The organism is Qipengyuania pacifica (assembly GCF_019857205.1).
GTDB lineage: Bacteria > Pseudomonadota > Alphaproteobacteria > Sphingomonadales > Sphingomonadaceae > Qipengyuania > Qipengyuania pacifica.
The window spans coordinates 332,663-354,818 of the sequence record NZ_JAHWXO010000001.1 but is presented as its reverse complement, the minus strand read 5'-3'; the positions used below and the strand labels follow the sequence as shown (position 1 = coordinate 354,818).

Genomic DNA, 22,156 nt, shown 5'->3' with positions numbered 1-22,156 from the left:
TATATCGGGGGGTCGAGGATCCCTCATGCCCGGTAGCCAAGGCGCCGGCTCGCACACAGTTGAAGACGGATCTTTTATATGAATCGCAACCTCATCGCCACCACCGGCATCGCTGCGCTCGCCCTGACGGCACTGGCTGCACCGGCACCGGCCGACGCGCAATATCGCCAGACGATCAGCCATGATCCAGCGAAATGCACCAGCGGCAAGGGGCCCGCGGTGCGCGTCACGATTACCGACATCAAGGAAAGCGGCGGCATCATTCGCGTGCAGAGCTATCGCGGGACGAAGGAAGACTGGCTCGAAAAGGGCAAGTGGATCTACCGCATGGAAGCGCCCGCAAAAGCCGGAACGATGACCTTCTGCATGCCGGTTCCCAAGCCCGGCGTTTACGGGATCGCCGTACGCCACGACGTGAACGGCAATGGCAGCACCGACATCTTCAAGGATGGCGGGGCCATGTCGAACAACCCGAGCATCAACATCTTCAATCTCGGCAAGCCGAGCTACAAGAAGACGGCCTTCAACGTCGGCTCGGGCGTCGAATCGATCTCGATCCGCATGCGCTACCGCTAGGCGCGGCGCTTGCGCCACAGCTCGACCAGCGCCCCGGGCGCGGCGAGCAGGGGGTGCCGTGCCCTGAACGGCGTGACCTCCAGGGCTATGCCGGTATGCCGCTGGAGCTTCCACGCGGCATAATCGGCTGCGCCGTCGAAGGTCGTCGTAGCCTTGGCGAGGCGCAACAGGTTGAGCGGCTTGCCCAGCCGGGCGCGTCTGTTCCACCATTTCAAGACACGGCGGCGTTCGGCACTGTTCGGCAGGGGCTCAAACAGTCCGTTCATACGTTTGAATCGCATGCCTCCCGCATTCCATGCGATCGGCAGAAGCCCGTCGAAATGCTCTGCGTTCACCTCCAGGATGGAATTTTCGCGCCCCGGCTTCTCGACCCGGAACTCGGCCTTGTACGTCGCGCGAAACAGGGCGCGCCAGTAATCGTCCGCGGTTCCGCGCGCCGGACCAACCGCTGCGGCAAGCCTGCCTGCGGTAACCGCCGCAGCGCATAACGCCTGCGTAACCTCGGCTCGCGCCTCCTCGTTTGCCTGCCAGACAAGCGCCGAGGGCTGCACGAAGCGGGCCCAGATCGTGGTGTCGCGCGAGAGGCCCTTGGCGGCACTTGCGAATTGCCTGAGCGACATCGTCGCGATCTTGGCCCGCAACCGCTCGCCCGCATGATCCCACTCGCGATAGCTCACACGCGGCCAGATCCGCTCCCGCTGGGGACCGGGCAACAGGATGTAGAAATCGAGCACGCCCTCGAGCGATCCGGTTCTCAGGTTGGAGCCGTAGAAAAGGACCGCGAGCGCCCCGGCCTCTTCGCCAAGGCGCTTCGCATAGGCGGCGACCTCATCGCGTACCGATCGATCGAGCGATGCGCCGATCCGCTGCGCAAGATCGCTGTTCACACGCTGACGAAGGTAAGTTCGGGCCCCTGTTCGATCCGGTAGCGGCCGGGAGGGAAAGCCTCGCCATCGAGAATGACCCGCTCGCCGACGTCCAGCGCCAGACCCTCGGCATCGAGCTGGTGAAGCCCGGCGTCCGCCAGCCAGCCGGGCCGCCAGCCCATCAGGATCGCAGGCATACTGGCCAGCAGACGCCGCCTGGAATGATCGAGCAAAGCCAGCTTGAGACCGGGACGAGGCTTTCCGAAGAGATGGATCCCCATCGGCATGTGCGTCAGCGTAGACGCCAGAAAAACGCTGCGACGGTTAACGTCACCATGGCCGGAATGCGGCACCGGTTTGCCAGAAGGCAGATAATTGAGACGCATTTCGGTGCCGCGGCGCCATTTGTTGCGATCGGTACCGAACAGGGCCTGAAGAATGCCCCAGACGCTCGCCGCGCCGACGGCAAGGCTGTTGAAAAAGCCGAGCGAATGCGCATCCTGCCCGGCATCGACCCCGTGGGTGAAGGCACCGGCCCCGATGATAAAGCCAAGCATGGCCGGACCGTCATCACCCTCGCGGCTGATCGCAAGCGGACGCCGCACTATCCGGCGCCCGGACGAATAGGCTGCTATCGCCCCTTCCAGGGTCCAGTCGACCGGAGCACCCAGATCCACATTCAGTGCATTGGTTTTGCCTTTGGGCAGGACGGCAATGGCCGGCCAGCGATCGCCGAAAACCGTCTGCCCCATGGTCAGCACGTCGCGGACAGTTCCGTCGCCGCCGCTTATCACGAGGAAATCGATACCATCGCGCGCGAAGTCGGCCAGCGCATGAGCGATATCTTCGCGCGCACGCGGCTGAACGACGGTGATATTGCCCGATGCGGTGCAGGCAAGGTCCTGGCCTTTGTTGCGATGGCTGCGCGGATTGTAGATGACGCCGATACGCGGCGTGGAAACACGATAGGCGCCGGACCTTCCATGCGGCCTGGGAGCCGGCATCGCGGTCTGCCACAGGGGCAGGCTGTCAAAATTGTAGATTAGCCGGTCCATGAGCCTTGTACCTAAATCGCGCCCTTCGGCGCTACCTAGGGTATTTTCCGAAAATTGTAATGGTCTAGTGGTAATCCGGGCAGTCATGGACGGGCCGGTTGCCCCGCCAGAATCATCTGGCCAAGCCCGCTGGCCAGTCTTAGGCTCGGCTGCAGATGAACCGTCAAGCCAGCAATTCCACGCGAGAGCAGTGCGCCCGCGCCACCCCGACGATCGCGTCGCACTACCGATGATCAGCTACGACCAGGCCTTGGCCCGCCTGATCGGCGCAGTGCAATCATTGCCTGGCGAAGCGATTGGCCTGGACGCGGCCGGAGGGCGGACCCTCGCGAAACGGGTCGTTGCGGCTATCGACGCCCCGCGAGCCGATGTGTCGGCCATGGATGGTTATGCCGTTCGCATGGCCGAGGCACAGGCGGGTGACTGGCTGAACCTCGTCGGAGAGGCAGCAGCCGGTGCACCGTTCGGGGGGGACATGTCCTCCGGCGAAGCCGTGCGTATATTTACCGGAGCCTATGTGCCCACAGGTGCCGACTGCGTCGTGATGCAGGAATATGCCGAGCGGGAGGGAGATCGGGTCCGGTTTCGCGAGGGGTTCGGACCGGCGCGCCACATCCGTAAACGCGCCGGCGATTTTGCAAAGGGCGCGACCCTGCTGGAGGTCGGCCTGCGATTGACGCCCCGCGCGATGATTGCCTTGGCCGGGGCCGACATCGCCGGGATCGAAGTCACCCGCCGGCCCAAGGTGGCCGTCATTGCAACCGGAGACGAGCTGGAACAGCCCGGCTCGGCACATCTATCGCCCCATGGCCTGCCCGAATCCGGCAGTTACGGAGTGAGCGCGCTCGCGATGTCCTGCGGCGCGACGCTCGCCGACCGGATGCGAGGTCGTGACGATCTTGAAGTCTTGTCCGGGTTGGCGCGGCGGGCCCTCGACATCGCCGATTGCGTGGTCATCATAGGCGGTGCCTCTGTCGGCGATCACGATCTTGCACGGCCCATGTTTGCAGGGATCGGGCTGCACGAGCATTTCGCCAGGATCGCAATCAAGCCGGGCAAGCCTGTATGGTTCGGCATGTGCGGCGGAAAACCCGTCCTCGGCTTGCCGGGCAATCCGACCTCGGCGATGGTGACGGCGCGGCTGTTCCTTGTCCCGCTGCTAGCCGCGATGCAGGGGGGTAACGGAGCAGACGAAGTGCGTTTTATGCCGCAAATCCTTGCCGCGGATCTGCCGCCGAACGGTTCTCGCGAAGCCTTCGTGCGTGCACGGGCCACCGAAGAGGGCCTTCTGCCCGCGGACAATCAGGAAAGCGGAGCGCAGGCGCCGCTAGCGTCGAGCGACTGGCTCATCCGCCGCTCGCCCAATGACGGACCATGCTCTTCCGGGCAGGTCGTGCGCGCGATCAGATTCTGACGGTCAACCACCCTGCTTTTTGGCTGACGGGATCAAAGCAGGCGGTGAGGGTCGTTGACGACCAGCGCGCTGTCATTGCGGGCCAGCGCCAGCAGGGTCAGTCGTCCTTCGCGCGCGCGCGCAATCGCGAGGCTGGACGGGGCGCTTATCGTGACCAGCATCGGGATGCCGGCGCGTACTGTCTTTTCGACCAGTTCCTGACTGCACCGCGCCGACAGAAGAACGAAACCCTCTTCATGGTTCAGCCCTTTGCGGCCCAGCCCGCCGATCAGCTTGTCGAGCGCATTGTGCCGGCCGACATCTTCGCGCAGCAGCACGATCTGGCCGTCGAAAGAGCAGAAGGCCGCGCCATGCGCGGCACCCGTCGCTTCACCCAACCGCTGATGGGACCGCATGGATGATAGCGCCTTGTGGATCGCTGCGGGGTCGACCACCGGCTTTGCCTGGACCGGCTCGATCGGAGCAAGCGCGGCAGCGACGGAATCGATTCCGCATATGCCACAGCTGCTTTCGGACACCCGCGTCCGTGCCCTTTCCATGATGCGTGGGAGGCTGGACGCCGGAAGGTTGGCGCGAGCGACCCAGCCTCCGCCCGTTTCGTGCAAGTCGATCGCGTCAATCTCGCCGGGACGCGCCAATCCTTCGGCCATCGCGAAACCTGCCACAAAATCTTCCAGATCGGTCGGGGTTGCCATCATTACGGCAAAGCCGATGCCGTTGAATTCTATCGCTATCGGGGTTTCCACCGGTACGATGCGCGCCGCATCCTCCACGCTCTGCGTCTCGAAATCGAGCTCGCGCAGCGCGTGAACCTCGGCTGCAAGCCCAAGTGCGGTTCCCTTTTCCAGCGCGGCCAACATTGGCGGCGTGTTGATGTTTACCGGAGGCTGGCCGCGATAGTCGACGTAGCGTGCACCGCAGGCCTTGGTCCATGAAATGACCGAGCGTTTGCCGGAACGCAGATGAACGTCCAGCGCCCCCGCAAGATCGCTCGGCCAAAGGCCGAACAGCCAGTGATCGCGCAGCACTGCGGGGCTTTGGCCAGAAAGAAGATCAAGCAAGTCGCCAGGAATGGGATGCGCATCGACTGGTGCGCTCAACACTGCGTCAAAGCCGTTGTCACGCGCATGAATTAGCGCAGCGCAAAGCCCGCCAAGCGGTCCCAGACCGGGCTCGGGCCAGTCCGCCAACACGTCGATATTCTCTGAAATTATCTGATTTGCACCACCGCATACCGCCACTTCTGCAGTAACGGCGGTGAGGGCAGAAATCGTGTGATCGAGCAGACTCCGTCCTTGCCAGATCGCAGCTCGCTTGTCCGAACCGAACCGTTGGCTGTGTCCTCCCGCCAGAGCGGCTCCGAGAATGCGGCGCTGCTGATATATCACGAACGGTGTTCCTTAAGAGTAGGTGCAGCAAGCTTCCAGAGTGCTCACACATCAGCGGCCGGTTGCCAACTTGCCTTGGCAACGCCATTGTTTGCAAGTGATGGATGTCCGGGAGAAATTTCCCTCTCACCGCGTTTATCATGAACCCGAAAGCCTCGCCCGTCCGACCCTAGTGCAGGCGAAGCGCGGGGAAGGAGAACCAGATGGCCGACGATACCGCAAAATCCACCGATGATCTTCCTCATTCGCCCGGTCCTGCCGGCGGCTGGGGTTCGATGAAAGGTATCGCGAGCATCTATGGCGAAACCTGGGCGTCACCCGGCGCGCTTGACGGATTGAGGCGGTTGAACAAGCCCAAGGGCGTGATGTGCGTATCGTGCGCCTGGCCCAAGCCGGCCAATTATTCAGCGTTCGAGTTCTGCGAGAACGGCGCGAAGGCGACCTTATGGGAGCTGACCAAGGATCGCTGCACGCCCGACTTCTTTTCTGCCGACGGCCACACAGTGACCGAATTGCGCGAATGGTCGGATCACGAGCTGGAGAAATCCGGCCGCCTGACCCACCCGATGAAATACGATGCCGCGTCGGACCGGTATGTCCCGATCGACTGGGACGAAGCCTTCGCCCAGATCGGCGCGACACTACGCGACCTGCCGCGTGACGACGTGGTGTTTTACGCTTCCGGCCATGCGGGGCTGGAGGCTTCCTATCTCTACGCCCTGTTGGCGCGCGCGTATGGCAACAACAATCTGCCACAAAGTTCGAACATGTGCCACGAGACGACTTCGGTGGGGCTCACCAAGGTGATCGGGTCTCCGGTCGGCACCGTTACCTTCGACGATCTGGCCGAAACCGACTGCTATTTCTATTTCGGCCAGAACCCAGGCACCAACAGCCCGCGCTTCCTCCACAATCTGAAAGATCTGAAAGATCGCGGTGGTAAGATCGTCACGTTCAACCCGGTGATCGAGCAGGGGCTCGTTTCCTTCATCGATCCGCAGAACCCTCTGGCCATGATGACCGGCAAGGAAACCATCATCTCGGACCAGTACCACCAGCTCAAGTCCGGTGGAGACGTGGCGGCGATCCTCGGCCTCTGCAAAGTCGTGGTCGAGGCCGACGATGCGGCACAGGCTGCGGAAACCCATGAAGTCATCGACCATGACTTCATCAAGCAGCATACGACCGGCTTCGACGAATTCATCGCCTGCTGCCGCGACACGAAGTGGGCGGATATCGAACAGGCGAGCGGTCTCACCGAGGCGGCTTTGCGCGATGCGGCTCAAATATACATCGAATCCGAAAAGACGATCGGCGTCTATGGCATGGGGTTCACCCAGCACACGCATGGCGCGCTCAACATCGCAATGATGGTCAATCTGCTTCTGCTGAAGGGCAATATCGGGCGGCCCGGTACGGGGTGTTGCCCGGTGCGGGGCCATTCCAATGTGCAAGGCCAGCGCACCGTCGGAATTGCCGAGAAGGCGCATCTGGTCCCGCTCGACAGGCTGAAGGAGCTGTTCGATTTCAATCCGCCGAGCAAGGACGGGATGCATATCGTCGACGCCGTGCAGGGCCTGATCGAAGGCCGTGTGCGGGGGTTCGTTTCGCTCGGGGGTAATCTCGTTCGCGCCGTTCCCGATCAGAAGCGCATGGAAGAAGGCTGGTCCAGCCAGGACATCACCGTGATGGTATCGACCAAGCTCAACCGCAGCCATCTCTTTCCGGGAAAGTCCGCCTATATCCTGCCCTGCCTCGGCCGATCCGAGATGGACGAGCAGGCGACCGGCAACCAGGCCGTTACCAGCGAAGACAGTTTCTCGATGATCAACGGATCGATCGGGCACCGTCCGGCCGCCTCACCACATCTGAAAAGCGAGCTGGAAATCGTTGCCGGCATCGCCAAGGCCACATTGGATCCAAACCCCAAGCTGAAATGGGACGCGTGGACGGCCGATTATTCGCTGGTGCGCGACCTGATCGAAGCGACCTACCCCGACGACTTTCGCGACTTCAACAAGCGGATGTTCCAGCCGGGCGGCTTCTGGCGCGGGAATCCAGCCGCCGAGCGGATCTGGAAGACCGACAGCGGCAAGGCGGTCATCACTACGCCGCCACAACTCGATTCTCTCGGTTTCAAGGACAAGCCGGGCCGTTACCGGCTGCTCACGATGCGCTCGAACGATCAATTCAATACGACAATTTACGGCTATTCCGACCGCTTCCGTGGCATCGAAGGCACGCGTGATGTCGTCTTGATGAACCCCGATGATATCGCCGAAGCCGGTCTTTCCAACGGGGATAGCGTCCGCCTTGTCGCCGATTACGACGGCGATGACATCGAGAGGCATTTGGGTGGGCTGAAGCTCGTCGCCTACAAGCTGCCGCGCGGTACGATCGCGGGCTATTACCCCGAATGCAACGTGCTGGTTCCGATCACGCATCATGACCAGATTTCGAAGACGCCGGCCTCGAAGTCGATCCCGGTACGGATTGAGGTGGCTTGACGTAAAGAGGAATACGTCTCGATCAGTGTGAGGATGAGCGCTTGATCCCCCCATGGGCGGAGGCGATTGCCAGCAGCCTCTTGCTGCTGGGTGTGACTTGCGCGATCTACATGGTCTGGGAAATGGTGCGTCATCCGCCGCAGATGGCCGTGATGCGCTATGTCTGGCCTTTATGTGCGCTTTTTTCCGGCCCTTTACTGATCTGGTTTTATCGACGCTATGCCGGGCCGCACGCAGACGATGCGCCCTTTGCCGCGAAAGTCGCCAAAGGCACGCTGCATTGCGGCGCCGGATGTGCACTTGCCGACCTGATTTGCGAAAACCTTGCGCACTACGTCCCGGGCGTGCTGGCCTATTTCGGGTTAGGCACAATATTCTCTACGGAAATCTTCGCGGTCTGGACGATGGACTATGTCTTCGCCTTGCTGACGGGCATCGTGTTTCAGTATTTTGCAATCGCCCCGATGCGCGACCTGTCGGTTGGCGAGGGCGTAATGGCGGCTGCAAAAGCCGATGTGCTGTCGCTCACAAGCTGGCAGGTCGGGATGTACGGCTCGATGGGCCTTGCCCACTTCATCCTGTTTCCCGCATTTGTCGGTGACAAAGTCGATGCGGGAAGTCCGGTCTTCTGGGCCGCCATGCAGATGGCCATGCTGGCCGGGTTTGCCTCAGCCTATTTCCCGAACTGGTTCTTGATCCGGTCCGGACTGAAAGAGGAAATGTGACTGCGCCGGTGGTGCTGGGCGATGAGCCACTGCGTGCTTCAAGTGCCTGATGCGGTCAACGCGGCTGCACTTCATGCATCGCCGCATCCGTGTCGTGCATTCGGCCGCTGAGGTCCGACATGATGTACCAGGTTCCGCCAGCCATGATGACCAGCAGGGTAGCCGAAAACAGCACCAGCAGCAGGTCTTCTCTCGACTGCCCGCCGGAGAAGCTGAGGTGGAGGAAATTTCGCATGTGTACGACGATCTGCAAGATAGCCGCAGCACATATACAGGCGATCTTCCATCGCAGAGGAAGATCCGACATCGCGGCAGCGAACGCGCCCACCGTCAGGAACAAGCTGGCCGTGAACCCGATGGTGTAGCTCTTGATTTCGCTGCCCGCACTGTCCTGCGGGTCGAGCTCTCCGGTGTTGGGCTTGGTCATGCGAGCGGCACCAGGAATACGAGGGAAAAGATCCCGACCCAGATGAGGTCGAGGAAATGCCAGAACACACCCAGCATCGAAAGGCGCACCTTCACCACGCCGTCGAGACCGCGTGTCGCAATCTGCGCGATCATCGCGAATATCCACAAGATGCCCGACAGAACATGGACGCCGTGCAAGCCCACCAGCGTCCAGTAGGAACTGAGCCAGCCGCTGACCTGCGGCGTACCGCCCTTCCCGGCCTGCGTGATGAAATCCTTCACCTCGAAAAACAGGAAGCCAGCACCGAGCGCAGCGCATAGCAATAACCATGCAGCCACTTTACCGCGGCCCTGGTCGTATTTCACAGCAAGCGAGACATCCCCGTAGGCGGCACCGCCGACGAGGAGGAAGGCCGTCTGGATCGCGACGCTCTTGAAATCGAACAGGTCCTGCGGGCCGGGTCCCCCGGCCATTCCGATGGGATCGAGGTAGGATGCATAGGAGGCGAACAGGATGCCGAAGATGATGAGGTCGCTCATCAGGAATACCCAGAAACCGAACACTGTGGTTTCGGCCTGGTCGTGCGCTTCCCCGTGCCCGTCGCCCAGGTTCAGCCCGGGATAGAGATTGGTTTCACTCATCCGGCAAACTCCGAAAGGTCGGGGACCCCGCGATTGCGTTCGGTTTCCTCATCGGCGCGAGTTGCGGGTGCGAAGCTGGCCACTTGCTGGCGGAACCGCCGGTCCGCTAGCTCGACCTCTGCTGCCTTGACGATCCGGGGCTCGATCACCCGCATGGCGCGCAAGGCTACGATGGCGGGGATCGCCAGAAAGCTCAGTACCGCCAGCCACCAGATGTGCCACACCATCGCAAAGCCGAGGCCGAAGGAGGCGCCTGCTATCAGCAGGCCGTGCGCCGTATTGGCGGGCATCTCGATATCGCGATACTCGTCGGGGGCTCTCCAGGGATCGCCAGCGCGCTTGCATTCGCCCCAGTCGTCGCGCGCGGTGACATGCGGGATGCGCGGGAAGGTCCATTCAGGCACTGGCGCGGGGGTCGACCATTCGAGCGTCGAGCCGTTCCACGGATCGCCCCCCGGTACCGCCAGAGCGTCGCGGTTGCGATAGCTGGTCCAGAAAGTCCAGGCGAGGCTGGCCAGAGCACAAAGCATAAGAACGCCACCGAAGGCGGCAATATACATCCACGGCATGAAGTCCGGGTTCTGGAACGTCGGCGAGCGGCGCGGCATGCCCATCAGGCCCAATACGTAGAGCGGCATGAAGGTGAAGACGAAACCACCGACGAACAGGAAGGCTGTGCGACGCCCCCACCTCTCGCTGAGCCGAAAGCCGAAAGCCTTGGGAAACCAGTAATGGATGCCTGCCAGCATGCCGTAGAGCACGCCGGGAATGATGACATTGTGGAAGTGCGCGACGAGGAATGTCGAGTTGTGAACCTGATAGTCGATCGATGGGTTGGCCAGAATGATGCCCGACAGCCCGCCGATGACGAACAGCAGGAAGAAGCCGGTCAGATACACGATCGGCGCCGTCACCCGGATACGCCCGCGCCACATCGTCGCCATCCAGTCATATATCTTCACACCTGTCGGAATGCCGATGATCATCGTCGCGATGCCGAAGGCGATGTTTACGCCCGCGCTCTGCCCCATGGTGAAGAAGTGGTGGAGCCAGACTGTGAAGCTGATCACCGCTATACTCATGCTGGCAATTACCAGCGAGGTGTAACCGTAAAGCCGCTTACCCGAATAGGTCGAGCTGATTTCCGAGAAGACACCGAAGGCAGGAAGGATCAGGATGTAGACTTCCGGGTGGCCGAACATCCAGAAGATGTTGGCGTAATTCATCATGTTGCCACCGGCATCATTGGTGAAGAAGTGGAAGTCGGCATAGCGATCCAGCGCCAGCATCGCACTCGAGACGGTGAGTGCGGGCATCGCATAGATCAGCATGATCGCGACGCACAGGCTGGTCCAGCAGAACAGCGGCATGCGCATGAAATGCATGCCCGGCGCGCGGCTCTTGAAGATGGTTACGGCGAAATTCATGCCGGTCAGTGTCGATCCCATGCCGGAGATCAGGATCGCCCACAACCAGTAATCCACCCCTTCGCCCGGACTGAAATCCAGACCGGTATAGGGGGGATACATGGTCCAGCCACCGGTGCCGAACTTGCCGATCAGCAACGAGATCATGACCAACGCCGCGCCCACTGCGGTCAGCCCCAGGCTGACCTGATTGAGCACCGGGAACGCCATGTCGCGCGCGCCCAATTGCTGGGGCAGGACGAAATTTATGAGGCCGATCAGCAGCGGCATCGCGACGAAGAAGATCATGATCGTGCCATGCGTGCTAAACAGCTGGGCGAAATGATCGGGAGCGACCAAGCCGCTTTCCTGCTGCGCCAGCGTGCCCAACGCAGTCGCCTGATGCGCGCGCATCACGAAGCCTTCGATAATGCCGCGCGCCAGCATCACGAGCGCCAGAGCGATATACATGATACCGATCTTCTTGGCATCGGCGGAGGTCAGCCAGTTGCGGTAAAGCGGCCCCCACCAGCGCATCCAGGTCAGCAATACGATCCCGAAGAGCGCGCCCAGCACCAGCACGCTGGCAGCACCCGCACCCACGATTGTGCTGCTGTTCACGTCTCGCAAGAGATCGGTGTAGGGCGTTACGCTCCAGTCGAGATTGCCGAAGATCGGGCTTGTTTGCTGACTCACTTGTCCGCCCCCGCCATGCCAGCTTGCGGTAAGCCGGTGCCCCCCCAACGTCCGTCGGAAGACGCTCCGCCGGGACCGTGATATTTGGCAATAATCTGCTGGAACGCATCCTCCTGTCCCAGCGTCATCATGATCGGCTCCGCACTCTTTTCGAGGCCCAGATCCGTTCGCGCGTCGGCCAGAACGGACTGTCGGCGCAGGGTAGCGTAGCTGCGTTCGTCGAGTGTCGGCCCCCTTGCCCCTTCGGCAACCCATACCGCAAAATCCGACGGGGCAAGTGCGCGGACAGTGAATTTCTGACGGCCGAAACCGCTACCGTTGAACTGGGTGTTTTCGCCCTCTGCCGCGCCTGCCCGAGTGGCGGAAAAATTCAGCTTCGTCGTCATCCCCGGCATGGCGTAGATCTGTCCGGCAAGCGGAGCGATCAGAAAGCTTTGCATGACCGTGTCTGTCGTCAGCGTAATTTCTACTGGCCGCCCGACGGGAACCGCCAGTTCACCGACTGTCGCAACCCCTTCTTCGGGATAGATAAAGAGCCATTTCCAGTCGAGCCCGACGGCTTGAACTTGCAGCGGCTCTGGGCCGAGGGTTTTATAGGGATCGAGCTTTGCGGTGGAATACCACAGCCAACTAGCGAGGACGATGACGACCAGAACAGGCACACCCCACAGGGCATATTCCAGCTTCTTCGAAAACTCCCACTCAGGTGTGTAGTCGCCGCGTGGCTTTGTGTAACGATAGCGCCAGAGTATGAGGGGCACGCCGACCAGCACCGGAAGGATCACGATCATCGTAATCCCCACCACACGCAACAGATGCGAAAACTGCTCCTCGGCGACCGGGCCCATGGGCTGGAGAAAGCTCTGCTGCAGGGTGCTGGAGGCCATGGCCGACGTTGCACCCAAACACGCGAACAGGCCAATCGCCCCTAGCTTAATCCAGAACTTGGAACCCGTCCCCACTCATCGCCCCCGGAAAGCCACCTTGTATTCAGCAGCCGGGAGGTCTGATCCAGGCTGACTATCGATGCGTCACATCCGCGCTAGCATCCGATGCTCGAACTCAGCTCGCTGTAGAAAGCCTGTTCTGTATAGAGCTTGCCGCGTCCTGCACGCCGCCCATGTCGTCGCTTTCAAGAGCGGAACGAGCCGACTGAACATCTTCGGTCAGCCCTGCGCGCATATCTTCAGGGAATTCGACGATGTTGTCGTTGATCAAACGATCAAGGTCTTCCAGGGCAACAGCAGCCTGGGCCCTGTCCAGATTGTCGGACGCAAGGCGTTGAGCAAGCGTTAGCGCTTCGGATTGCGCTTCCGACGAAGTTGCCGACCTGTCTTCGAAACCCGGTTGGTCCAGCGTCGACGCCTCGGTCTGCTCTTCCTGCTGTGCCTGGGGGCTGCCACAAGCCGAGAGGGCAAAAACCAGCGGCAGGCCAAGTATCGAGTATTTCACGTTGCGGATCATTGTCTTTCCCGTCCTGTGCGAGGCATGCTCGCGTTAAATGTCGCCGCCAAGTTAGCGGCTGGGGCGTTCACCGCAAGAAATTGTTCCTGAGCAGATCGACCACTTCCCCCGCCCTGCCGTCAAGCACAGCCTTGACCCCGAACAGGGCCGTCCCGGCAACCTGCGAGGCTTCGATCTTCGGCGGCATGACCAGTTCCATCTGGTTGACCTTCACATCCAGCAGGGCTGGCCCATCGTGGCGCAGCCATGCGTCCATCGCTGGCGCTAGGGCGTCCGCAGTCTCGACGTGCCATCCAGCAAATCCGCAGGCTTCGGCCAATTTGGCGAAGTCGGGATTGTGTAGGCCGGTAAAATGATCGACCAATCCTTCGACGCGCTGTTCCATTTCGACGAAGCCGAAGGAATTGTTGTGAAACACCAGAAGCTTCAGGGCGACGTCTTCCTGCACAAGGGTTAGCAGATCGCCCATCAGCATGGTCAAGCTCCCGTCACCGCACATCGCGATGACCTGACGGTCGGGATAGGCGAGCTTGGCGCCCATCGCCTGCGGCATGCCACTTGCCATCGTGCCGTGGAGCAACGTGTTGAGAAAGCGTCTCTTGCCGTTGGCCCTCACATGCCGCAGCATCCACACCATAGACGTGCCTGCATCCGAAACGATGATTGCATCGTCTGCTGCCTTATCGTCGAGCATGTTGGCCACGAATTGCGGATGGATCAGAGAAGGATCGCTTTCCTCGCCTTCCTTTTCGTAGCCTTGCAGGTCTTCGTGCCACTGTGTGAGCTGCGCTTCCAGGTGGCTCGCATCAACTTTTTCCGCAACCAGCGGCACCAGGGCCGCCATCGTTGTCTTCGCGTCTCCGACAAGGCCGAGATGGATGGCGGATCTTCGCCCAAGATGCGTAGGATCGATATCGATCTGGGCGATCTTTTTGGCGTCTGGATAGTACTGAGTATAGGCAAAGTCGCAGCCGAGCGTGATCACAAGATCCGCATCTTCCAACGCCTCAACGCCCGCCTTGTTACCGAGAATGCCGTTTACGCCGACATTGTACGGGTTGTCGGGTTCGAGGAATTCTTTCGCCCGCGTCGTGTGCACCATAGGCGCTTTCACCTTTTTACAGAAGGCGATGATTTCCTCGCGTGCATCGCGCGCGCCGATCCCGGCATAGACGGATACCTTGGCCGCGCCATCCACCAGCGCAGCCAGTTCGGCCATTTCGGAATCATTCGGGCGGCAAACGGGATGCGGGCGGTGGACCTGCCAATCCATTGCATCATCATCGGTTTCGGTAAACATGTCGCCATTGACGATGACGACAGCCACACCCTTTTTCGTGAGCGCAGCCTGCGCCGCCTTGGTGACGATGCGGCGCGCCTGCGAAGGATGAGAGATATATTCGCAAAAATGCGAATGCTGCTCGTAAACCTTCTTCTGGTCGACTTCCTGCGGGAAGTTAAAGCCGCTTTCGGTGCGCGCAACGTCCGACGCGATCAGCACGACCGGTGCCCCGTTGCGATGGCTTTCATAAATGCCGTTGACGAAATGTAGCGAGCCAGGACCGCATGTGCCGGCGCAAACCGACAGCTCTCCTGTCATGTAGGATTCCCCGCCAGCGGCAAAAGCGCCGGCTTCCTCGTGACGGACACCGATCCAGCGTAGATCGCTCTTGGCCACGGCGGTGGTGAAATGATTGATCGTATCGCCAGGAATTCCGTAAACCCGCTTCGCACCTGCTTTCTCCAGTGCGTCCACCACGATCTGCGCCACATTTTTCGACATGTTCATTCCCTCGGAAGATAGGCTGTCCGGGTTGCTTTACGCGCGCGACTTCAGCTCACACGCTGCGAAACGATCTTCCCGTCTTTTAGAACAATAGCTGTTCCACGTTGCAGAGGTTCCCAACCTTGCGGATCCAGGGGCACCGATGCGAAAAGGTAGAGGGGGCCCGATATTTCGTCGATCTTCGCTCCCACTGCATTCCAGCTGTCTCCAAGGTTTTTATCGTCGAAATAGCGAATGTTCAGGCCAGGCTCGCGCGGGTCGGTCAATCCGTGCTTTGTCTCAAAGCGGCGTCGGTCCGCATGAACGAACAGATGCTCGCCATCGAAAAATAGGAAGTTGGAGCTTCCCAGTTCGCGCATTTCCGACGCAAAGCGCGCAAACACGTCAAACCGCGCCTCCGCTGTGATCGAGCCTGCCGCGCGCAACCGGTCGAGCAGCATGAGGAACGCCAATTCGGAATCCGTGTCGCCGATGCGGTGGGGAATCCATTGGCGGGCTTCTTTAAGCTCCCCGATGCCCGGCAAATCTCCATTATGCGCAAAGGCATGGCGCTTGCCCTCCACAACTCGATCGAACGGATGCGTATTGGCCAATGCGGGCTTTCCCGACGACGCTCTGCGCACGTGCGCCATCAAATGCTTGGAAGGCTTCTCGTGGCGAACGACCATCCGCGACAGTTCGCTGGTGGCGGCAGGGTTCGGCTCGCGGAACAGATAGGCATCGCGATCCTGGGCAAAAAGGATACCCCATCCATCACGATTGCGATGCTTCTCGCCACCCTCGGCCGCAAAGAGATCAAGCTCGTAACAGACCGTGTGCGGTACAGATGCACTCATCGCAAACAGTTCACACATCGATACCTCTCCAATTCGTCGATCGTGGAAATTCGCGCCAAGTGACGCTTATTCCAAACAGGCTTATCGTTTCATCGGGCCACCGGAAGGCAACGCGCTTTCGCCCTCTGCTCGTGCTGAGATCGCCCCGCTCACTATGACATTTTGATAAGCATAGGGAATTTCTATACCCACCTCGTCAAAGCGCTTCTTGATCTGTTCCAGCAGGTCATATTCAACCGCTTTGGCTGTAGAGGAATCGGCACACCAGGCCCGCAGGGATAGGTCCACGCTGGATCCGCCGAGATTGACCACCGGGCAACCCACAACCTCGACGACATCGTCATGCCCCTGCGCCAGTTCCATCACGACCGCCCGCGCCCTCTCGATATCGGAATCGTAACCGATGGAAATCGTCGGTGAGAGCATCGCCCGCGGATCGACCGAAGACAGGTTGATCATGATCTGGTTGGCGATCGTTCCGTTCGACAATACGATCCGCCGATTGTCGAAGGTTCGAAGCACGGTGTAACCGAGCGACAGGTCCTCCACTATACCGGTCTCTACCCCGGTAGGCGTAGTCAGCTGCAAGCGGTCGCCCCGTCTGAAGGGCTTGTAGATAACGAGACTTATTCCGGACACGAGGTTGCCCAGCGTCGATTGCGCAGCAAACCCGACGACGACCGAAACGATACTGACGCCCGCCAGCAGCGAAGTCGTCACCTTGTTGAGAGACGGAACGACATGTGAAAAGATCAGCGCGAGAACGATCCACATGATGAAGGTTCCGAGATGCTGGATGAAGCTGACTGTCATCCGGTCGATCCGCTCGTTCGGATCATGATCGATGACCGTCTTGAGCGTGCGGCGAACGATCCAGCTTAACATCATGCCGATGGCAATGAACACGATACCGAGCCCAACCGCGCCCCACAGGTAGGTCGGATCAAGATAGTGCGTCAGATCGGTCAGCCAGTGCCACGACGCCTCGCCAGATTCGGGCAACGGCGATGCGGTCGGGGTCGGCGAGGGAGAGTTCGTCGACAAGGGAAATATCATGTGGCCGGTTTGAACGTATCGGGATCGGCCATCCGCCAATATTCAGCGAAAGCGGTATCTTCCGGCTCATGTAACAGCTTGCCTGGCTCAACCTCATGCACGATCTGCGACCACGGGATCATCTCGGCATTGTTCTTCCATTGACGCAAGTGCTGCGGCGTGAATTCGTCCGGCGATTCCAGGCCGCACGCAACAACGATATCGTGCAGGCTGTCGAGCGTCTTCGACTGGAAGTTGGCTACGCGCTGCGCCTTTTCCGGAATGACGAGCCCCCGCTGGCGTGCTGGCGAACTTGTTGCAACGCCCGTCGGGCAGGTCCCTGTATGGCACCGTAGCGACTGGACGCAGCCGAGCGAAAACATGAAAGCCCGCGCCGCATTGCACCAGTTTGCGCCGAGCGCTGCGTTCATGGCAATGGCGGAACCGGAAAACACTTTTTCTGATGCAGCCAGCTTGATCTTGTCTTTGAGGCCTGTGCCGATCAGTGCATTGTTGACGTAATGGAGCCCAATACGCAGTGGCAGTCCCACGTGGTCGGACAGCTCTAGGGGCGCCGCCCCGGTCCCGCCACCCCCACCATCCACGACGATGAAGTCGATATAAATACCGCTGTCGAGCATCGCCTTGCAAATGGCGAAAACCTCGTGCGGCATGCCGACACAAAGCTTGATGCCGACTGGCTTGCCGCCGGAAAGCTCGCGCATTTTTGCTGCGAATTCGAGCATTTCCCTCGGTGTCGAAAATGCCGAATGACCAGGAGGTGACAGGCAATCCTCATTGGCCGGCACCTGGCGCGTCTTGGCGATCTCCTCGGTAACCTTGGCAGCCGGCAGCAATCCGCCATGGCCAGGCTTGGCTCCTTGGCTCAACTTGATCTCGGTCATCTTCACCTGATCGTGCTGTGCCTTGTCGCGGAAGCTTTCCGGATCGAAATTACCGTCGTCGCTGCGGGCACCGAAATAGCCGGAACCCAATTCCCAGACAATGTCGCCGCCATGTTTGAGGTGATAGGGTGACAGCCCGCCTTCGCCGGTGTCGTGATAGAAGTCGCCGATCTTCGCGCCCATGTTGAGCGCCTCGATCGCGTGGTTGCCAAGCGCGCCGAAGCTCATCGCGCTGATGTTGAGCCGGGCCGCATCATACGGCTTGCTGCACTGTTCGGTCCCGACTTTAACCCGCGTCCGCTTTGGTGCTTGGGGGTTCGGATTGATGGAATGGCACAGCGCCTCGTATTCTTCCGAGTAGACGTCCAGTTCGGTCCCGAAGGGATGGGCATCTTCCTGATGCTTCGCACGTGCATAAACAAGCGAGCGGGCGACGCGGTCGAACGGGCGGCCATCCAGCGGGCCTTCGACGATGTAACTACGCAGAAAGGGGCGAAGATCTTCGAACAGCCAGCGAAAACGGGCGCTCAGCGGATAGTTTCGCCTCAACGAATGGCTGGTCTGGACCATATCCCACAGCGCTATGAGCAACAGGGGGACAACAACGACGAAGCCCCAGTAAAACCCCTTGGAAATCAGCGTACCCAGAAGAGCGAGAGCAACTGTAAGAGCGAGCGGTATCCAGAAGCCGAGATTCCTCTCCACGCCCTTGTCTGCAAACAATCCGCGCACCAGCATGCCAAACGCCCCTTTTTCGCTCTTCCGCCAAGCGGTAGAGTTCACAACCGCCATCTGTAAAGGCGGAGGACGCGCTACGGTTCCTCATTCGGTGAGGCAAGGGTGGCGTCGAATGCGTTGAGCTTGCCGGTACCACATTCACAAAAATGGTAATCAGCATGCACGGCTGGGCCCATGGCGCACCCGGCATGAAAGTGATGGGCACTCAGACTATTGGGAAACTTCTGTGAGACGGCAGATGTAATACTGCTTTGCGCCACAAACTTGGCCAATCACCGTCTCGATAGAATTTGCTATGTGCGGCAACTCGCGATTGATGGACGACCATCCTCTGATCGCAAAAACGCCTATCATTCTCGCGTAAGAAGCTCGCGCCGGTACCTTTCGTCGTTGGAGGTGACGCATACCTTCAACTAGCGAAAAATAGCTTCACCCCAGTTTGGCAAAGTTGGCCACCCCCGGTGCCGGCTGTCGTGAGCGGCGTATCGGTGCGGGAGACGGCCCGCCAAGCCCGCCCGCCGCATCGACAACCTTCGAAAGCCTGTCATCATCAATCCGGTAATATACAAGCTTGGCATCCTTCCGGGTCTTCACCAGGCCCGCGTGGCGAAGGACCGCCAGTTGCTGCGAAAGTGTGGGCTGGCCAATCTCGGCTGCGTCGTCGATCTCTCCGACATTGCGTTCAGTTCCGGACAGCGCCTTCATGATGCGCAGGCGCACTGGATGCGCGAGCGCCTTTAAGGCTTCGACCAACTCATCTTCGGTCATTTGCTAGCCCCTCGCTTGGTTTCCTTCATGAACCAATCGGTCTGACCTTTGGCGGAGAATACAGTATCCAGCGATGCGTCGGGCTGAGCCAACAGGGCTTCTCCGGGTGCCCAGTTTGCAGGCGCCAGGACCGGCCCATCGTCGACAGCTTGAAGAGCGTCGAGCGTCCGCAACATCTCCGGGGTCGAACGGCCGACATTAGCGGGATAGCAGGTCATTGCGCGGATCACCCCGCTCGGGTCGATGAAGAACGTTGTCCGCACCGTCGCGCTGTCGTTATCGTTCGGCGCCACCATTCCGTAGGCCCGGCCGATCACCAGCGTTGGATCTTCCAAGATCGGGAAGCGCACTTCGATTTCGTAGCGGTCACGGATCAGCCGCAGCCACGCGAAATGCGAGAACAGGCTATCTACAGAAAGCGCCATCAATGCGCAGTCGCGTTCTTCGAACTCGCCTGCCGCCTCAGCCAAGGCGACGAACTCGGTCGTGCAAACCGGCGTGAAATCGGCCGGGTGCGAAAACAGAATCAGCCATCGCCCCCGGTAATCCGAAAGGCGGACATCTCCCGTCGTGCTTCGTGCCGAAAAGTCTGGCGCCACATCTCCGATGCGAAGCCCGGCGCAAGGCGCTGCGCGCCCGGCATCAGCTTTCAACGTCTCTGTCATCTGTCCCCCATACCACTTGACAGACCAATGACAACACATATAATCAATTTATGTAATTGATTGGAGGTGAAGTTATGGATGGCGATCGAAACCTCAATCGCGCCACCGCACAGATCGAACGCGCGCAGGCTGACAAACGCCTTCGCCCCTCTATTGCGGGCTTTTTCGACGAAGCGACGAATACCGTGTCGTATGTCGTTCACGATCCCAAGACGGGTGAGGCGGCGATAATCGACTCGGTGCTGGACTTCGATGCAGCCTCCGGCCGGACCGCGAACGGTTCGGCTGACCGCATGATCGAGTATGTCACTTCTAATAATCTGAAAGTGACTTGGCTAGTCGAGACCCATGCCCACGCAGATCATATATCGGCCGCACCTTACCTTCAGGAACGGCTCGGCGGGAAGCTAGCCATCGGACGTGACATCATCCGCGTGCAGGAGGTATTCGGCAAGCTCTTCAACGCGGGCACCGATTTTGAGCGCGACGGATCGCAGTTCGACAAGCTGTTCGAGGATGGCGAGACGTTCAGGATCGGCGAGTTCGAGGGCATCGCTCTGCACGTGCCCGGTCACACGCCTGCAGATATGGCGTTCATTGTCGGTGACGCCGCGTTCGTAGGCGACACCATCCTCATGCCGGACTTCGGGACCGCACGCGCCGATTTCCCCGGCGGTGACGCGGGACAACTGTTCCGTTCGATCCGTCGGCTGCTTTCCCTTCCGGACGAGACACGACTGTTCCTGTGCCACGACTACAAGGCGCCGGGCCGTGATGAGTATGGCTGGGAGACCACGGTCAAACAGCAGCGCGAGGAGAACGTGCATGTGAAGGATGGCGTCACCGAACAGGACTTCGTCGCCATGCGGACCGACCGCGACAAGACTCTCTCCATGCCCAAGCTGATCATGCCCTCGGTGCAAGTGAATATCCGTGGTGGGCGGCTGCCTGACCCCGAGGAGAACGGCGTCAGCTACATCAAGATTCCGGTCAACGCCGTATGACATTGCCTGGGTTTCCTGAAGCCGCACCCCTCGCCGGACTGGTGGGCGGAGTGCTGATCGGCCTCGCTGCGGCGGTCATGCTCCTCGGCCTTGGCAGGATCGCCGGCGTATCCGGCCTGGCTGCGAAGGCAGTCGGGCTCGGCGGCAGCGGCATTGCAAGCGGCGGCGCATGGATGTTCGTCATCGGCCTGCCGCTAGGGGCGCTGATCGTGGTGCTGGCATCGGGCGGAATTAACGCCACCTTCGCCAGCCCGGTTGTCCTGGCGATTGCGGGTCTGGTTGTGGGCGTCGGCACGCGCCTCGGCAGCGGCTGCACCAGCGGGCACGGGGTTTGCGGCGTCAGCCGCCTGTCGGCGCGATCGATCGCCGCCACTGTGACCTTCATGGCCACGGGTATTGCGACCGTCGCGATCATGAACGCCTTCGGACTGGAGGTGTTGTGATGCGGATCGCTCTCACCTCGATCGTCTCCGGCGTCCTCTTCGGCGCTGGGCTGGCCCTAGGCGGTATGACCGACCCAGCCCGCGTGCGCGGCTTCCTCGACATCTTCGGAGACTGGGATCCCACGCTGGCCTTCGTGATGGGCGGAGCCGTTATCGTCATGGCGATCGCGTGGCGGATCGTGCCGCGCCTGGCCGAACCAATTTTTGCCGAAGAGTTTCACCTGCCGACCAAATCCGATCTCACCCCTCGTCTTATAGGCGGGGCAGCCCTGTTCGGTATTGGCTGGGGAATTGCCGGACTGTGTCCGGGCCCTGGAATTGCTGCTCTTGTGATCGAACCTGCAGCGGCCGCGATATTCGTTGTTGCGATGCTTGCAGGCATGGCTGTTGTCCGGCTTTTTGAAGGAGCATCGTGATGAAGCTCGCACATGTAAGCGAGACGTTCGCCGTCTCTCCTCAACTTAAACCCAGCGACATGCGCGGGCTTGCCGATGCTGGATTTAAGGGTGTGATCTGCAACAGGCCGGACGGCGAAGAGCCGAACCAGCCCACGGTCGCATCATTGCAAGACGCCGCCGAAGCCACCGGGTTGGACTTCCATCATATCCCGGTCTCGGGGGGCGAGTTTCCGCTGGTTGCGATCAAGGCTTTCGCCAAGATCCGCGGAGAAGCGGACGGCAAGGTGCTTGCCTTCTGCCGGACCGGCACGCGCTCCATCACGCTCGATGCACTCGCCAACATCAAGAATGAAAGTGCTGACGAGCGCATCGAGCGCGCACAGCGCGCCGGCTACGATCTTTCCGGCTTGCGCGATCGGCTCGGCGAATAA

22 protein-coding genes are annotated in these 22,156 nt (G+C 60.5%); 8 read left to right on the top strand and 14 right to left on the bottom strand.

Annotated elements, in window-relative coordinates; genetic code table 11:
• Positions 1–78: 78 nt before the first annotated feature.
• A complete protein-coding gene (locus KYK83_RS01880; protein ID WP_222826985.1) occupies positions 79–576 on the top strand; it encodes a DUF2141 domain-containing protein in 498 nt (165 codons plus the stop codon).
• On the opposite strand, the gene KYK83_RS01875 is transcribed toward KYK83_RS01880, so the two are convergent.
• Positions 573–1,463 (bottom strand): hypothetical protein, encoded by an 891-nt coding sequence (locus tag KYK83_RS01875; protein WP_222826984.1) that lies wholly within the window; start codon positions 1,461–1,463, stop codon positions 573–575. The two genes, KYK83_RS01880 and KYK83_RS01875, sit on opposite strands and share 4 nt — an antisense overlap.
• The gene (locus KYK83_RS01870) at positions 1,460–2,497 is read right to left on the bottom strand and encodes a diacylglycerol/lipid kinase family protein (RefSeq protein ID WP_222826983.1); all 1,038 of its coding nucleotides are present in this window, start codon (positions 2,495–2,497) and stop codon (positions 1,460–1,462) included. The genes KYK83_RS01875 and KYK83_RS01870 overlap by 4 nt, the downstream gene beginning before the upstream one ends.
• A 190-nt stretch (positions 2,498–2,687) precedes the next feature.
• Here KYK83_RS01870 and KYK83_RS01865 point away from each other — a divergent pair, with 190 nt between their 5' ends.
• Entirely contained in the window at positions 2,688–3,911 is a 1,224-nt protein-coding gene (locus tag KYK83_RS01865; RefSeq protein WP_222826982.1) for a molybdopterin molybdotransferase MoeA, read from the top strand.
• Positions 3,912–3,943: 32 nt separating this feature from the next.
• Here the strand turns inward: KYK83_RS01865 and fdhD are convergent, their stop codons facing one another.
• The gene (gene fdhD, locus KYK83_RS01860; protein WP_222826981.1) at positions 3,944–5,299 is read right to left on the bottom strand and encodes a formate dehydrogenase accessory sulfurtransferase FdhD; all 1,356 of its coding nucleotides are present in this window, start codon (positions 5,297–5,299) and stop codon (positions 3,944–3,946) included.
• Positions 5,300–5,502: 203 nt separating this feature from the next.
• Between fdhD and KYK83_RS01855 the strand changes: the two genes are divergently transcribed.
• Positions 5,503–7,806 (top strand): FdhF/YdeP family oxidoreductase, encoded by a 2,304-nt coding sequence (locus tag KYK83_RS01855; protein ID WP_222826980.1) that lies wholly within the window; start codon positions 5,503–5,505, stop codon positions 7,804–7,806.
• Between the two features lie 41 nt (positions 7,807–7,847).
• Positions 7,848–8,531: a DUF4396 domain-containing protein gene (locus tag KYK83_RS01850; protein WP_248284193.1), complete on the top strand. Its 684-nt coding sequence runs from the start codon at positions 7,848–7,850 to the stop codon at positions 8,529–8,531.
• Between the two features lie 55 nt (positions 8,532–8,586).
• On the opposite strand, the gene KYK83_RS01845 is transcribed toward KYK83_RS01850, so the two are convergent.
• From KYK83_RS01845 to KYK83_RS01795, 11 genes are all read right to left on the bottom strand, one after another.
• Positions 8,587–8,958, bottom strand: a complete 372-nt coding sequence (locus tag KYK83_RS01845; RefSeq protein ID WP_222826979.1) for a cytochrome o ubiquinol oxidase subunit IV — start codon at positions 8,956–8,958, stop codon at positions 8,587–8,589.
• Positions 8,955–9,581 (bottom strand): cytochrome c oxidase subunit 3, encoded by a 627-nt coding sequence (locus KYK83_RS01840; RefSeq protein ID WP_222826978.1) that lies wholly within the window; start codon positions 9,579–9,581, stop codon positions 8,955–8,957. The genes KYK83_RS01845 and KYK83_RS01840 overlap by 4 nt, the downstream gene beginning before the upstream one ends.
• Entirely contained in the window at positions 9,578–11,683 is a 2,106-nt protein-coding gene (locus KYK83_RS01835) for a cbb3-type cytochrome c oxidase subunit I (protein WP_222826977.1), read from the bottom strand. Before KYK83_RS01835 ends, KYK83_RS01840 begins: the two co-directional genes overlap by 4 nt.
• On the bottom strand, positions 11,680–12,570 hold the full coding sequence (locus KYK83_RS01830; RefSeq protein WP_222826976.1) for a cytochrome ubiquinol oxidase subunit II family protein: 891 nt from the start codon (positions 12,568–12,570) through the stop codon (positions 11,680–11,682). The genes KYK83_RS01835 and KYK83_RS01830 overlap by 4 nt, the downstream gene beginning before the upstream one ends.
• A 175-nt stretch (positions 12,571–12,745) precedes the next feature.
• The gene (locus KYK83_RS01825; RefSeq protein WP_222826975.1) at positions 12,746–13,147 is read right to left on the bottom strand and encodes a hypothetical protein; all 402 of its coding nucleotides are present in this window, start codon (positions 13,145–13,147) and stop codon (positions 12,746–12,748) included.
• Between the two features lie 67 nt (positions 13,148–13,214).
• Positions 13,215–14,930, bottom strand: a complete 1,716-nt coding sequence (locus KYK83_RS01820; RefSeq protein WP_222826974.1) for a thiamine pyrophosphate-dependent enzyme — start codon at positions 14,928–14,930, stop codon at positions 13,215–13,217.
• Between the two features lie 50 nt (positions 14,931–14,980).
• Positions 14,981–15,787 carry a class II glutamine amidotransferase gene (locus KYK83_RS01815; protein WP_222826973.1) on the bottom strand — a complete coding sequence of 269 codons (807 nt, stop codon included), beginning with the start codon at positions 15,785–15,787 and terminating at the stop codon, positions 14,981–14,983.
• 63 nt (positions 15,788–15,850) lie between these two features.
• Positions 15,851–16,825, bottom strand: coding sequence for a mechanosensitive ion channel family protein (locus KYK83_RS01810; protein WP_222826972.1), 975 nt, complete (start codon positions 16,823–16,825; stop codon positions 15,851–15,853).
• A complete protein-coding gene (locus KYK83_RS01805; protein WP_222827148.1) occupies positions 16,822–18,447 on the bottom strand; it encodes an FMN-binding glutamate synthase family protein in 1,626 nt (541 codons plus the stop codon). The genes KYK83_RS01810 and KYK83_RS01805 overlap by 4 nt, the downstream gene beginning before the upstream one ends.
• A 429-nt stretch (positions 18,448–18,876) precedes the next feature.
• The gene (locus KYK83_RS01800; RefSeq protein WP_222826971.1) at positions 18,877–19,215 is read right to left on the bottom strand and encodes an ArsR/SmtB family transcription factor; all 339 of its coding nucleotides are present in this window, start codon (positions 19,213–19,215) and stop codon (positions 18,877–18,879) included.
• Positions 19,212–19,880 carry a peroxiredoxin gene (locus tag KYK83_RS01795; protein WP_222826970.1) on the bottom strand — a complete coding sequence of 223 codons (669 nt, stop codon included), beginning with the start codon at positions 19,878–19,880 and terminating at the stop codon, positions 19,212–19,214. The genes KYK83_RS01800 and KYK83_RS01795 overlap by 4 nt, the downstream gene beginning before the upstream one ends.
• A gap of 74 nt (positions 19,881–19,954) precedes the next feature.
• On the opposite strand from KYK83_RS01795, the gene KYK83_RS01790 reads away from it, so the two are divergent.
• From KYK83_RS01790 to KYK83_RS17190, 4 genes are read left to right on the top strand one after another with little or no spacing between them, the layout of a single operon-like run.
• Positions 19,955–20,884, top strand: coding sequence for an MBL fold metallo-hydrolase (locus KYK83_RS01790; RefSeq protein WP_222826969.1), 930 nt, complete (start codon positions 19,955–19,957; stop codon positions 20,882–20,884).
• The gene (locus tag KYK83_RS01785) at positions 20,881–21,327 is read left to right on the top strand and encodes a YeeE/YedE family protein (RefSeq protein ID WP_222826968.1); all 447 of its coding nucleotides are present in this window, start codon (positions 20,881–20,883) and stop codon (positions 21,325–21,327) included. The genes KYK83_RS01790 and KYK83_RS01785 overlap by 4 nt, the downstream gene beginning before the upstream one ends.
• On the top strand, positions 21,327–21,743 hold the full coding sequence (locus KYK83_RS01780) for a DUF6691 family protein (RefSeq protein ID WP_222826967.1): 417 nt from the start codon (positions 21,327–21,329) through the stop codon (positions 21,741–21,743). Before KYK83_RS01785 ends, KYK83_RS01780 begins: the two co-directional genes overlap by 1 nt.
• Positions 21,743–22,156 carry a protein tyrosine phosphatase family protein gene (locus tag KYK83_RS17190; protein WP_248284192.1) on the top strand — a complete coding sequence of 138 codons (414 nt, stop codon included), beginning with the start codon at positions 21,743–21,745 and terminating at the stop codon, positions 22,154–22,156. Before KYK83_RS01780 ends, KYK83_RS17190 begins: the two co-directional genes overlap by 1 nt.

Coding starts and splice junctions, on each gene's coding strand:
- KYK83_RS01880 (WP_222826985.1), top strand. CDS start 79: ATGAATCGCAACCTCATCGCCACCACCGGCATCGCTGCGCTCGCCCTG.
- KYK83_RS01870 (WP_222826983.1), bottom strand. CDS start 2,497: ATGGACCGGCTAATCTACAATTTTGACAGCCTGCCCCTGTGGCAGACC.
- KYK83_RS01855 (WP_222826980.1), top strand. CDS start 5,503: ATGGCCGACGATACCGCAAAATCCACCGATGATCTTCCTCATTCGCCC.
- KYK83_RS01845 (WP_222826979.1), bottom strand. CDS start 8,958: ATGACCAAGCCCAACACCGGAGAGCTCGACCCGCAGGACAGTGCGGGC.
- KYK83_RS01840 (WP_222826978.1), bottom strand. CDS start 9,581: ATGAGTGAAACCAATCTCTATCCCGGGCTGAACCTGGGCGACGGGCAC.
- KYK83_RS01830 (WP_222826976.1), bottom strand. CDS start 12,570: ATGGCCTCCAGCACCCTGCAGCAGAGCTTTCTCCAGCCCATGGGCCCG.
- KYK83_RS01825 (WP_222826975.1), bottom strand. CDS start 13,147: ATGATCCGCAACGTGAAATACTCGATACTTGGCCTGCCGCTGGTTTTT.
- KYK83_RS01820 (WP_222826974.1), bottom strand. CDS start 14,930: ATGTCGAAAAATGTGGCGCAGATCGTGGTGGACGCACTGGAGAAAGCA.
- KYK83_RS01815 (WP_222826973.1), bottom strand. CDS start 15,787: ATGTGTGAACTGTTTGCGATGAGTGCATCTGTACCGCACACGGTCTGT.
- KYK83_RS01810 (WP_222826972.1), bottom strand. CDS start 16,825: ATGATATTTCCCTTGTCGACGAACTCTCCCTCGCCGACCCCGACCGCA.
- KYK83_RS01805 (WP_222827148.1), bottom strand. CDS start 18,447: ATGCTGGTGCGCGGATTGTTTGCAGACAAGGGCGTGGAGAGGAATCTC.
- KYK83_RS01800 (WP_222826971.1), bottom strand. CDS start 19,215: ATGACCGAAGATGAGTTGGTCGAAGCCTTAAAGGCGCTCGCGCATCCA.
- KYK83_RS01795 (WP_222826970.1), bottom strand. CDS start 19,880: ATGACAGAGACGTTGAAAGCTGATGCCGGGCGCGCAGCGCCTTGCGCC.
- KYK83_RS01790 (WP_222826969.1), top strand. CDS start 19,955: ATGGATGGCGATCGAAACCTCAATCGCGCCACCGCACAGATCGAACGC.
- KYK83_RS01785 (WP_222826968.1), top strand. CDS start 20,881: ATGACATTGCCTGGGTTTCCTGAAGCCGCACCCCTCGCCGGACTGGTG.
- KYK83_RS01780 (WP_222826967.1), top strand. CDS start 21,327: ATGCGGATCGCTCTCACCTCGATCGTCTCCGGCGTCCTCTTCGGCGCT.
- KYK83_RS17190 (WP_248284192.1), top strand. CDS start 21,743: ATGAAGCTCGCACATGTAAGCGAGACGTTCGCCGTCTCTCCTCAACTT.